7 protein-coding genes and 1 pseudogene are annotated in these 11,977 nt (G+C 41.0%); 1 reads left to right on the top strand and 7 read right to left on the bottom strand.

Going from position 1 to position 11,977, the window contains the following annotated elements:
- From cas5c to ACQYAD_RS03240, 3 genes and pseudogenes are all read right to left on the bottom strand, one after another.
- A partial coding sequence (cas5c, locus tag ACQYAD_RS03250; RefSeq protein ID WP_430235495.1) for a type I-C CRISPR-associated protein Cas5c occupies window positions 1–786 on the bottom strand: 786 nt, incomplete at its 3' end.
- Between the two features lie 195 nt (window positions 787–981).
- A pseudogene (cas3, locus tag ACQYAD_RS03245) lies at window positions 982–3,406 on the bottom strand (CRISPR-associated helicase Cas3').
- A 232-nt stretch (window positions 3,407–3,638) separates the two neighbouring features.
- On the bottom strand, window positions 3,639–4,400 hold the full coding sequence (locus ACQYAD_RS03240; RefSeq protein ID WP_430234331.1) for an SDR family NAD(P)-dependent oxidoreductase: 762 nt from the start codon (window positions 4,398–4,400) through the stop codon (window positions 3,639–3,641).
- 231 nt (window positions 4,401–4,631) lie between these two features.
- Between ACQYAD_RS03240 and hemY the strand changes: the two genes are divergently transcribed.
- On the top strand, window positions 4,632–6,041 hold the full coding sequence (gene hemY / locus ACQYAD_RS03235) for a protoporphyrinogen oxidase (RefSeq protein WP_430234333.1): 1,410 nt from the start codon (window positions 4,632–4,634) through the stop codon (window positions 6,039–6,041).
- Window positions 6,042–6,090: 49 nt separating this feature from the next.
- Here the strand turns inward: hemY and ACQYAD_RS03230 are convergent, their stop codons facing one another.
- The 4 genes from ACQYAD_RS03230 to ACQYAD_RS03215 form a co-directional block, all read right to left on the bottom strand.
- Window positions 6,091–7,521, bottom strand: coding sequence for a glycoside-pentoside-hexuronide (GPH):cation symporter (locus ACQYAD_RS03230; protein ID WP_430234335.1), 1,431 nt, complete (start codon window positions 7,519–7,521; stop codon window positions 6,091–6,093).
- 440 nt (window positions 7,522–7,961) lie between these two features.
- Window positions 7,962–9,239: an IS110 family transposase gene (locus ACQYAD_RS03225; protein ID WP_430235492.1), complete on the bottom strand. Its 1,278-nt coding sequence runs from the start codon at window positions 9,237–9,239 to the stop codon at window positions 7,962–7,964.
- Between the two features lie 405 nt (window positions 9,240–9,644).
- Window positions 9,645–10,871 carry an MFS transporter gene (locus ACQYAD_RS03220; RefSeq protein ID WP_430235489.1) on the bottom strand — a complete coding sequence of 409 codons (1,227 nt, stop codon included), beginning with the start codon at window positions 10,869–10,871 and terminating at the stop codon, window positions 9,645–9,647.
- Between the two features lie 47 nt (window positions 10,872–10,918).
- A complete protein-coding gene (locus ACQYAD_RS03215) occupies window positions 10,919–11,866 on the bottom strand; it encodes an L-lactate dehydrogenase (RefSeq protein WP_430235486.1) in 948 nt (315 codons plus the stop codon).
- Window positions 11,867–11,977: the final 111 nt, after the last annotated feature.

Below are 11,977 nucleotides of genomic sequence, written 5' to 3'. Positions count from 1 at the left end.
GTCATTCGATTTCTTTTCTACTACTCCAACTTGATCCAAATTTGATTCGTATGTTTCATATAAGTTCAATAGCCAGCTCATTGATTCCCTCCCTCCTCTAATTGACTGAAGAGCCATCTGTGACTGGATATTTGTAAAACTCTTTGGATACATTTCTGTAATTTTTCTTATTTGAGTACATTGGTCAGGACGCGGAAACTTGATAATTCCCTTTTTCATCACAGGATTCCAGAGGCGAACTTCCATTTCATTTTTTCCAGTTTCATCAGGATAGTTAATCCCATGTATCATCGTTCCATAATGGATTTCACCCTGATCATAAAAACCTTCACCCTCACCAAAAACACATGGTTCCACATATGCTTGACATTCCCTTGTGCCTAAGAAAATATCCCTTCTCCCTCCAGCTTGGAGAGATCGTTTAAGGATGTTATGATGTTTATTCTCGTTTCGATCAAATGACATGTCTGGTCGATAAGGGTTAAAGATAAAATGGGCACGTACTTGATAGCGAACATCTTTTAGGTATGTATAGTTGGCAAGCGTATTTCCTCCGCCATATTCAATCGGTCGAATACCCTTTGACTCCATCTGAATTGGATTCATTATTCGGACTTCATCTATTATCATAAGCAGCGTGGGTTTCCAATAGATTGATTCTACAATTCCTTTAAGTGCCTGGTATGTCGGGATTTGATAGGAAAGTTTTTCTCCACCCATCTTAGTTAAAGGATCTGTAAATAAGGCATATTTTCCAAAGACTTCAAACTCAATCTCATTCCTCATAAATTCACCTCCAAAAATTCAAAATATTTTTTACAATTAAACAATACATCTCTTTAGGAGTATTGTAAATAATATATTATATGAACTTTTTGTAAACATTCTTTTACATGATATAATTAGTTGTCGCTTTTTTAGCGCGGATTGAAATATATAGTATATTATTTGAAAACCTATCTTCATTTAAAGATAGGTTTTTCAATATATACTCAAGGTAAACTGACTATCATTGTCTAAATTAAGCCCAAATTCATTGTCATAAGCCCCTTCTTCTAACGCAAAAATTTTCCCATCTAGATAACTCACCAATCCGTCATTTTTCGATAATTGGTCAAGTTCATATTTAAAAAATTGATTGTATACTGCTGGGCTTTGCGCAGCAATCGAGTAAGGTCGATCAATGGAACCATCACTGTTTAGTTTTGTAATGATTTCTTTGCCATCTTCATAAGGTACAATCACTGATGTCGTCAAATCTTCAATAACGTGAAAGTTTTCTGCTGCTGTTTTATAGCTATTGGCAATAAATAAAGGAGGAACCTCATCATTTCTCGCCTTGTAAGCACAATAAAATCCATTTTTACTTTTCTTAGCTGCCAATAGTTCGGTCATAGTTTTATTTAAACCAGGAATAAAATAATTTAAATCAGATGAAAACTTAGTGTAAAACTCTTTGAAATACCTTTCCATTGCCTGTTTTGATAAGATATGTCCTCCGTGGCTTGATGCATCTTGTTTTATGTCGACTAAAATTCTTTTTGAAATCTGTTTCCCACCTTTAATTTCTTTTAAGTACTTTAAGTTTTCTTCTTCATGATCAATAACATAAACATTTTGAATATCTTTTTCACCATGACGATTGCACCTTCCAGCAGCCTGAGCAATAGAATCTAAACCGGCTAAAGAACGAATGACACATTCAAAACTTACATCGACTCCAGCTTCGATCAGTTGGGTACTGATACAAATGATTTTATTCTTGGTAAGAAGATGCTGTCTGATTTCATTTAATATATTATTTCGATGGGCTGCACACATCGATGTACTAAGATGATAAACAGGAACATTGAAATTTCTTTCTTTTAAAAGATTGTATAGATTTTTGACTACAGTTTTCGTGTTTAAAATGACTAAAATACTTTGTACATCCTCAATTTTATCTTCAATAAAATCTGCTAGTTTCTCATTATTAAAAGTTTGATTTGTTGCCATGTCGATAATCTCTACTCTAGCTTAAAAGCTTCAATTACCTGATCAAGATTACCAATAATCTCGGCATTGGATTTATTTCCAACTTATTTTCCAAAATCCAAGGCTGGTTGAGTTGCAGTACATAAAACAATACTAGACTGTCCATAAGTTTTTAAAAAGTTTAAAGCCTGATTAAATAAAGAAACACAGGAAATTGGAACTTTTTGTACTTCATCAAAGATAATTACCGATTCAGCTAGATTATGCAACCTCCTTATGTTTCTGCTTCCTTTTGCATAAAAAACATTTAAAAATTGAACCATTGTTGTAAATATAATTGGTGAATCCCAGTTATCTTTTGCAAGCTTCAACTTTTGCTGAACACTCATAACTCCATCTTGCATTTCATCGTTATCATTTTCATCACCAATCACATTGGAATGATGTTCCAGAATATTCCCATCATCTTTTAAAATATTACGAACTTCTTCCGCATTTTGTTCAATAATAGTGGTGTAGGGAACAACATAGAAAATCCTTTTTTATTTGAAAAGTTTGGCATGTTTAAGAGCATATCGTAAACTTGCTAGCGTTTTCCCCCCACCCGTCGGTATCGATAATGTGTAAATCCCTGAGGGTTTCTTCGCAAATTCATCACATTGGTCTGACATTTCTGATCTTAAAATATTAATCGGATGATCAGCATTCGGGTGATTTTTGAAAGAATTGATTTTATTTATAATTTTTTCGTAATACGCTGAAACTAATTCTTCATGGTCAACAGCTTCTTCGCCAGTTTTATTTTCTTCAAATAATCTCTATTCGTTCGATCTGCATCAATCAAAGAACTAAAAACAAATTTTGTTAAAAACATTAATTGTTTTTCATTGTTTTCCGAACTTTTTTTTTGCCAAAAACGTTTCTAATTCTGATGCCGCTTGATCCACATAGTCATGAAAATATTCTTCGCTCATTACCTTTTCAAAAATATTCTTTTTGTTATCTCAAAGTTTTTTAGATCCTTATCTCGCACTCTACTTAAATAATTAGATTCGAATTCCGTATTCAAAAAATCTAGCAAATACGAATGATGTGAAAGGATGGCGTTTCCGACAACTTCAGCAACTATTCCCTTATATCGTGAAGTAATTTTTTTATGAAATAATTCGTATAATAATTTTCCTCCTGCTGTCGAATGATCTACACTTCCTCTTTTGGGAGGTGCTTCCGGATTATTGACGGCTTGTAATATGTATTCTCTAAATTCCTTTGAATATTTACCAAGATCATGAAGCATTCCGGCTAGACCAGTTAAATGCTTCACCCCCAACTTATCTCCATACGTTTCTGCTAATTCTTTAGCTGCCAACAAATGTTCTTCAACAGTTTGTATTGTCTTGTCACTTTCACGAATGTGAGCGATAAAATTCATCCAATCCCTCCATTAGGAAAACTCATAAGATTAATGAAAAAAGCAGAAGTCACCCGTAATTCAGGTGTTATTCTTCTGCTTCACATGATGGTTAAGTTCGACAAGCTCCAAAATTTTATCTACCTTCATTTTGAATTTTTTAACTAAAATTGTCAATAATTATCATAAAATAATTTTTTAAGAACTTCATTTATGCATTTTTAGTTTTCAGCATCTATTTTGTCTACCCCCCCTAAAAATTCATCCTAGATTGCCCGCCATCAACGTTCATGCTGGCGCCGATGATCCAGGAGGCTTTGGTTGAGGCGAGGAAGGCAACGACGTTGGCGATCTCCTCTGGGGTGCCGAAGCGGCCGGCCGGAATTTCATTTTTGACAAAGGCGTTGATTTCTTCGGGGTTGGCCTCAAGGCGCTTTTTCCAGTTGCCTGTTTCGTGAAGGATGCTGCCGGGGGCGACGCTGTTGACGCGAATCCCGTACGGAATCACTTCATCTGCGAGCGATTTTGTAAAGCTGATCAAGGCTGATTTGGCATTGTTGTAGGTCACTTTGCCGCCGCTTTCCCTGCCGAAGACCGAGGTGATATTAATGATCGAGCCGCTGCCGGTCTGTTTCATTTGCTCAACAGCCAATTTGCTTAAATGCACTGCGGAAAAATAATTCAGTTCCATCGCTTCGTAAAATAACGCCATTTCCGTTTCGGTTGCTCCGGCTCCATTGCTGCCGCCCGCGTTATTAACTAAAACATCCAAACCACCCTGGGTTTGAGTGAATGCTTGAATCAAACTTTCCCGTTCAGCTGCTTTCGATATATCCGCTTGAAAAATAGTGACATTTCCACCGAGTTCTTCTTTTGCTAGTTGTAAAATTTCTCTGTCGCGCGCTGCGATTCCGACATTTGCTCCTTCTGCCAAAAAAGCTTGGGCAATCGCTTTGCCAATTCCTTTCGAACCGCCGGTAATCAAGATATTTTTCCCATTTAATTGCAAATCCATTTGAACCTCTCCTCTGCTATGTACTATTTTTATTTTAGCCCTAATCATGGTAAAAATCTTTCTTTCCGTTCCATATAGAAGCGGCATTTCATGAACTTTCTCTTACAAATGTTTAAATTTTCATTTTTTTTATTTTAAAAGTATACAATAGAGGTGGGGAAAAACTAAAAACTTTGTTTTAAAATTCAGATTGTGAAAATATGAACAAGTAGTGGCCGGAGCTGATGCTGAATGGAGAGGAAAAAAATTGTTATCATTGGTGGAGGAATCACCGGGTTATCAGCAGCTTATTATCTTCAAAAAGAAATAAAAGAAAAGCAGCTTCCCTATCAGGTCATGCTTTTTGAAGCAAGCAACCGTTTTGGCGGAGCGATTCACACCTTGAAAAAAGAGGGATTCATCATTGAAAAAGGGCCTGACTCGATGCTTGCGCGCAAAGCGAGCGCACTGAAATTGATCAAAGAAGTTGGTTTGGAAGATCAAGTCGTTTCCAATACTGCAGGGAAATCATACATAGTTGCAAGAGGAAAACTTCATACAATGCCAGAAGGCGCGTTTATGGGCATCCCTACCGAAGTCACTCCTTTTTTATTTTCAGGTCTTTTTTCACCATTCGGAAAGTTGCGGGCTGCAGGCGATTTTATTTTACCAAAAGGGAAAGAAAAAGCGGACCAATCGCTTGGCGAATTTTTTAGAAGGAGACTTGGAAATGAAGTCGTCGACAACTTGATTGATCCACTGTTATCCGGCATTTATGCCGGTGACATCGACGAATTGAGCTTAATGTCTTTGTTCCCCATGTTTTATCAGCTGGAACAGACCCACCGAAGCCTTGTTCTCGGTTTGAAAAAAACGATGCCGTCTCGGTCAAAAACAGCCGCGAAAAAACTGCCGGCCAAAAAAGGCATGTTCATTTCTTTAGCGGGCGGGCTTGAAACATTGATTGAAGCAGTGTTAAAAAAGCTTGATTCAAGTACCGTGATGAAAAATGCCCCTGTCGAAAAAATCACAAAAGACGGAAACCACTATAATGTTGCGCTGGCGGACGGAAGTGTTGAACAAGCCGAAAGTGTTATCATCACAACAGAATCTTACGCTGCCCAACAAATGCTTTCCGATTATCCATTAATGAAAGTAGTTGGCGGCATGATGGCCTATTCTGTTGCAAACGTTGCTATGGCCTTTCCAAAGGCAGCCATTAAGCAGGATATTGATGGAACCGGATTTTTGGTTTCCCGCAACAGTGATTTTCGCATTACGGCCTGCACATGGACACATAAAAAATGGCCGGGAACGACTCCTGAAGACATGGCGCTTTTGCGCTGCTATGTGGGAAAGCCAAATGACCAGGACGCCGTCCATTTAGCGGATGATGAAATCATTCAAATCGTGTTACGGGATTTAAATAAAACAATGAATATTACGGAGCAGCCGCTCTTTCACGTAATCTCCCGCTGGAACAAGAAGATGCCGCAATACACGGTTGGGCACTTGCAGCGGATGAAGAATGTAAGGGATTCCCTCGCTCAAGAATTACCAGGGATCTTCCTTTCAGGGAGTTCATATGATGGCATAGGGGTACCTGACTGCATTGAACAAGGGGAAGCTGCCGTACAAAACGTACTGGCATTTTTAGCGTAAAAACCGAGCAGAAGACTCTTGCTCGGTTTTTCTCTATAGTTATAATCGATTACTTCCCCGTCTCGACCACGACAGGCCGGTTGCCGGTAAACTTTTTCCGTTTGCCGAGTTCTGCGACAATTTCGTTAAACCGGTCATCCGATAATTTGTAGAAAAGGCCCATGACGATAATGGTGATGAAGGCCAGTAAGCCTGGATAAATGAACATCAGATCTTTGATGCCGGCGATTACCTTCGCGCTTTGCTGGGCGTTTGGCACGTAGCCGACAAGGCCTAGGACAAGTCCGGGAATAAAGCCGGCCAAGGCTTGGGACAATTTGCGGAAAAAGGTGAAGAACGAATAAACGACCCCTTCCGAGCGGCTGCCCGTTTTCCATTCCCCATATTCCACAGCATCGGAAACGAGCGCCCAGTTTAAACTGTTAATAAAGGCACTTCCAAAAAACGCAAAGCAGGCGAAGATCATAAAGACGACAGCATCCTTGGCCACCATGTAGGCGATTAGATCGGCAGCAGTCCAGATCGCTGCCCCGAGGATAAAGGTTCCCTTTTTGCCGATTTTTTTCACAAGATATGGAACAAGAGCGACTCCGACAAACACGCTTCCAATGCTGAAAAAGCCCATGTATGGAACAATTGAAACATCCTTCAAAACGTACTGTGCATAATAAACCTGGACGGCAAGCTTGACGCTGAAAGCCGTAAAAGTCAGCAAGTTTGCGGTACAAAGGATCAAGAGCGGCGTATTTTTAAAAATATTCTTCAGCCCTGCCTTTATCGAATCTTTTGTTGCTTTCGGTTTGGCTTCGACATATCGTTCGTTGATATTTTTATAGGAATACCATTGAAGGAAGACGCCCATTACAGAAAAAATGGCAACTGCCATCAAATAGCCTGTTGTTTTGTTATTCATCATCAAAACAATGGGCATGAAACCGACTGTACTAATCAGGAGCCCAAGGTTCGAGCCAGCTTGTCTAAACGATGCCAATTGGGCGCGTTCATGCGGATCCTTTGTCATTGCTGGAACCATTGAGCCAAATGGCACATTGGAAATGCTGTAGACTGTACTAAAAATCATATAGGTTGCGAATGCCCAGACAATTTTTCCCGTAAGCGAAAAGCCTGGATTGATAAAACTGGCTATATCCATTAAAGCGAGCGGAATCGCTGCGTATAAAATAAACGGCCGAAATTTCCCTTTTGGTCCAATGTTCTTACGATTGTCGATCCACGTGCCGACCGAAATGTCGGCAAAAGCATCCCATATTTTTGTGATCAAAAAGACCAGTCCCGCAATGGTCGATGGGATTCCTAAAGAGTCGGTGTAAAATTTCAGCAAATAAATCTGACCGAGGTCGAATAAAAAGTTGTTGCCGACATCGCCAATTCCGTAGGCGATTTTTTCTTTCAGTGTGATTTTTTCCGGATCTGGTGCGGCAGCTGGCAAGTCCAGCTGGCGTGCTTCATTTTGAGCCATAAACCTTCCCCTTTCTTCCTTTTGTTTTGGTATGTACCTTGTACGTACGTTTCTTTGCCCTCCCTCTATAAATGTTGATGTACCAAGGGTTTGAGCCATTGGTACGGTGTCAAAAAAATATTTTTCGACAAAGTCCCCTACAGTATTTTCATTATATGTGAAACTATTCCACCATATGGGTACGCTACGCGGTCACTACTGGATATTAGTGGAAAGTAGTGAAAGGAATTTATGTGATGCACAATGGATCTCTGCGTAGCTTATGATGACGTACCCTCCCATGTCTCTGGGCATCAGTGTGCCTACATTCCTTCGTTCGGTCTAGTCATAAGGCAGAGGCTAGCGAAGCTCCTTTAGGGACTCGAGGTCGAATGGAAAATATAATGCCAGCTTCTCCGTGTCATCCTGTTGTCTAGGTCTATTAAAGGGGATGTAGGGCTTTACATAGCCTCTGCGAGACTAGGAATATCCCTCATCATTCGCTGTGCGTCGAACGCTTTGTGCTTCGTGCTAATTCCATGTAATACTTTTAATAGCTTACCGCATAGGACCACAATGGATTGCTTCTTACGTAACGGGTTAACCTGACGGTTCGTGTAATACTCATGTAGCTTTCTAAAAGCTTCGTTATGGCGAATCATTGGCATCATCACTCGGAACAGGAGGGCGCGCAGCTTCCTTCTGCCCCGTTTGGAGATTCGCTTTTGTCCTTTATGCAGACCGGAGGAATTTTCACGTAACGTTAATCCCGCAAGTTTGATTATTTGGCGTGGGTCTTCGTAGTGTGAAAAGCTTCCGATTTCCGCTAATAGATCAACTATCGTTGTATCTCCAAGCCCTGGTACAGTTGATAACCATTCGTACTCTACAGACGTTTTTACTAGCTCAACCAAGTGCCCGGTAATGTTTTCGATATCTTCTTCTAACTGATGGTAACGGCTGACGAGTGTGGCAATTTCAATACGGGCCATCTCACGTCCTTCTGTTACTCCGATAGAGTTAGCTGCTAATTCTATAAGACGTATTGCTTTTGGTCTTTGGGGGGATTTGAGCCCCTCAACCTCTCGATAAAGGGTTAAAACTTCATCGGGTTGTTTCTCGTGAAGATCACTTGGAAATGGGGTACATTCTAGTACAGCCATGGCCATTTTTCCGAAGGATGGAAATACTTGAGTGAACTCAGGGAAATAGCGATCTAGCCAGCGAATCATCATGTTTTTGACAGTGCCTAATTCCTCTGTCAACTTGCCTCGGAAGGTTGAGCCAACACGAAGTTCGGCCTCCATCTCTTTAAGTATCCGTGGATAACTAAAGCGTCCGTCCTTTACAAGACGAGCGATCACCAGCGCATCTTTGCGGTCATGCTTGGTTGGCAGATTGTCGTCCAACTCTTTTGATCGTTTGACGTGCATAGGATTCGTCATGACTAAGGGAATGCCTCGTTCCTCAAGGAAGTAGGCTAAATTGAGCCAGTAATGTCCTGTAGGTTCAATCCCTACAATGACTTCTGTTTTTTCATGTTCTTTCATCGCACTCAAAATACGTTGATAGAAAAACTCGAAACCGTTAAAAGACTGCGAAACTGCAAATGACTTTTGGAGCACTCGGCCGCGGTCATCTACAAAGCAAGCGTAATGTGTACGCTTAGCAATGTCGATTCCGACAACAAGTGTTTTCTCGGTAACTTGATTTATTTTTTGATTTTGTTTAAAATCCATTATGGAGTCCTCCTTGGTTAACAAATTAGGGGTTAATTCGTCGAGATTTGACACCCCGCATCATACCAAGAGGGCTCTTTTTGTTCAAGTCCCCGAAAATCCTTCTAACAGGAATGCTCCTTTTGCAAAATTGAAACCTTTAACGGTGGTAGGGAATGATTCCAGGCGGTTTTTGTCGAATCGAAATAGGCTCCGTTTTTCCGGCGCTGCCTGTTAGTTCATCAAACGTTTGATGAACTTTTTTTCAACAAAACCAGATGAATTTCGATGATGTTTGCGAGGTATGCAGTATGGGAACTTAGTAAAATGTGAATTCCTCTCTATGTTAATTTCAACGGGTAGAGGGGGCAAAATGGTGTACATTTTTCCATAAAAAAAGCCCTCGGGGGTTCGAGGACTTGTGTTTTAGGCGGCTTTGCTGCTGGCGGCTTTTCGTTCCCGGGTTTCGGGGAAGGTGGCGACCATGAAAATGTAGAGGCTTGATGCGGCGATGAAGAAGATCATGGCCGGGGTGTAGCCTGCTGCGCCCAGGAGATAGCTCCAGATAATGGTTGCGATCGTTTGGCCGGCATAGGCAAGTGCCCAGAAGAGGCCGAACAGGATCGTCAACTTTTGCGGTGTCATCCCTTTTAGTTCGTGCGGGAGGTTCAGGAAGATTGGGTATTGAATGTACATGGCAAAGCCGGATATGGCGATCAGGATATAGGAAAGCAGCGGCTGTTTATTGGCAAAAACCAGGGCGAGCGCAAAGGTTCCGACCATGACGATGCCTGAAGCCATAAGTGTTGGTTTGCGCGGTACGCCTTTGTTGCCGATTGCGATTCCGGCAAAGGTTCCAACGATGCCGAATCCTGAGATTAAAAGGTTTGTGACTGAGCCATTTAATAAGGTATATTGATCGAAAATCGCTTTAAAGCTGACAAGTGATAAGACGTAGAGCGTTAGGAATGATGCAAAGGCCAAGCCGTAACGCCATAGGAATCCATCTTTAAGGGCGTCTTTATATCCGTAGGTTTCGGTTCGGTTGCTGTTTGCTTCTTTTGTTTCAAAATTGTCCGCTTTCCAAAGCCAGCCGATGAAAAACAAGAGTGTTAAGGAGGCAAAGGCGGTTAAGGTTAAGCGCCAGTTTGCCACCATTTGGTTTGCGAAAAGTGTAAAAAGAATTGCGACGATGAAAGCTCCTGCGTTATAGGCAACGGTATTGGCTGCATTGATGCGCAATTTGACTTTTGAGTTTGTAATATAGTGGGCGACAACTGGATTCATGTAGACAATGACCATTGATCCCCCTACTGCCATGACCATTCGAGCCGCTGTATAGGCCCAATAATTTGGAAGATAGATGGCGACAAGACCCATCATGAGAAGGCCAATCGCAGTTCCAGCGGCTTTTTTTGGTCCTAATTTCATCAGGATGACCGCAGCTAAGATATTGGCAAATACCCGGGCAGTTGTAATCGAATAGTTGACCAATTGTGAAATAAGGGGATCAACTGACCCGCCGAAAAAGGTTTTTGTGATTTGCGGTGTGAGCGAGGAACCAGCAACCCAGTTCATCGCAAAGGTTACATATGCCAGCCACAGCACGGCCATCATAAAATACCCTTTTTTTGTCTGATTCATTGTTTCCATGGTGTCACCTTCTGTTTATAATTTGCCATTATGACTTAAGGTCATTTTTAAATAACAGGCTGCATTGTTTCTTTTAATACAGCGACAGATCGGTCAAATTGCTCTTTTTCTTTTTCATTTAAGTCGATTTCAATGACTTCGCGGATGCCGTTTCGGTTGATGATGGCTGGAACGCCGATATACACATCTTCGTGTCCGTATTGTCCATCTAAATAAGAAGAAACCGTTAAAATGCTATTTTCATTGTTTAAAATTGCTTTTGTGATCCGGACGAGGGACATTCCAATTCCATAGAATGTTGCTCCTTTGCGCTCAATGATGTGATAAGCGGCATCGCGGACATTGATGAAAATATCTTCAAGGCTTTCCTTTTTCAGTTCATTTTTTTCTGCTAAAAGGGATTCAAGCTGCTCAACGCCAATCGATGCTTTGCTCCAGACAGGAAGTTCGGTATCTCCGTGCTCACCAATAATGTAGGCATGTACATTTCGTGTATCGACGTTGAAGTACTTACCCAGTCCAAAGCGGAGGCGCGCTGAGTCAAGTACCGTTCCAGAACCAATGACCCGTTCTTTTGGCAGTCCTGATTCTTTCCAGGTTACATAGGTTAAAATGTCAACCGGATTGGTTGCGACAAGGAAAATTCCGTTAAATCCGTTTGCCATAATGTTTTTAACAATGTCTTTAAAGATTTTTGTGTTTTTTTCCACTAACTGTAGCCGTGTTTCGCCAGGCTTTTGTGCCAATCCTGCAGTAATGACAATCAAGTCGGCCGTTTCACAGTCCTGATACGTTCCGCTCCAAACTTTAATCGGCGATGGAGCAAACGGCATTCCGTGGTTTAGGTCCATTGCTTCGCCTTCAGCCTTTGCTTCATTTACATCAATAAGTACCAGTTCTTCTGCTACACCTTGGTTGATCATGGAGTAAGCGTAGCTGCAGCCGACTGCACCCGTTCCAACTAATACAACCCGATTGACTTTTCCGTAATTCATGATGACATTCTCCTCTCAAATAACCATTTTTTCATGTATTTCATACGTAAACAGTTATTACTGTTACTGTGTTGATATTGAAAGTATAGCACCAAGAATGTGAATATTTTC

The organism is Neobacillus sp. SM06, from assembly GCF_050496765.1.
GTDB lineage: Bacteria > Bacillota > Bacilli > Bacillales > Cytobacillaceae > JAEVLT01.
This window is presented reverse-complemented; position numbering and strand designations above follow the sequence as displayed.

What these genes read in the sequence shown, in the direction of transcription:
- ACQYAD_RS03240 (WP_430234331.1), bottom strand. Translation starts at nt 4,400, where the DNA reads ATGGATTTGCAATTAAATGGGAAAAATATCTTGATTACCGGCGGTTCG.
- hemY (WP_430234333.1), top strand. Translation starts at nt 4,632, where the DNA reads ATGGAGAGGAAAAAAATTGTTATCATTGGTGGAGGAATCACCGGGTTA.
- ACQYAD_RS03230 (WP_430234335.1), bottom strand. Translation starts at nt 7,521, where the DNA reads ATGGCTCAAAATGAAGCACGCCAGCTGGACTTGCCAGCTGCCGCACCA.
- ACQYAD_RS03225 (WP_430235492.1), bottom strand. Translation starts at nt 9,239, where the DNA reads ATGGATTTTAAACAAAATCAAAAAATAAATCAAGTTACCGAGAAAACA.
- ACQYAD_RS03220 (WP_430235489.1), bottom strand. Translation starts at nt 10,871, where the DNA reads ATGGAAACAATGAATCAGACAAAAAAAGGGTATTTTATGATGGCCGTG.
- ACQYAD_RS03215 (WP_430235486.1), bottom strand. Translation starts at nt 11,866, where the DNA reads ATGAATTACGGAAAAGTCAATCGGGTTGTATTAGTTGGAACGGGTGCA.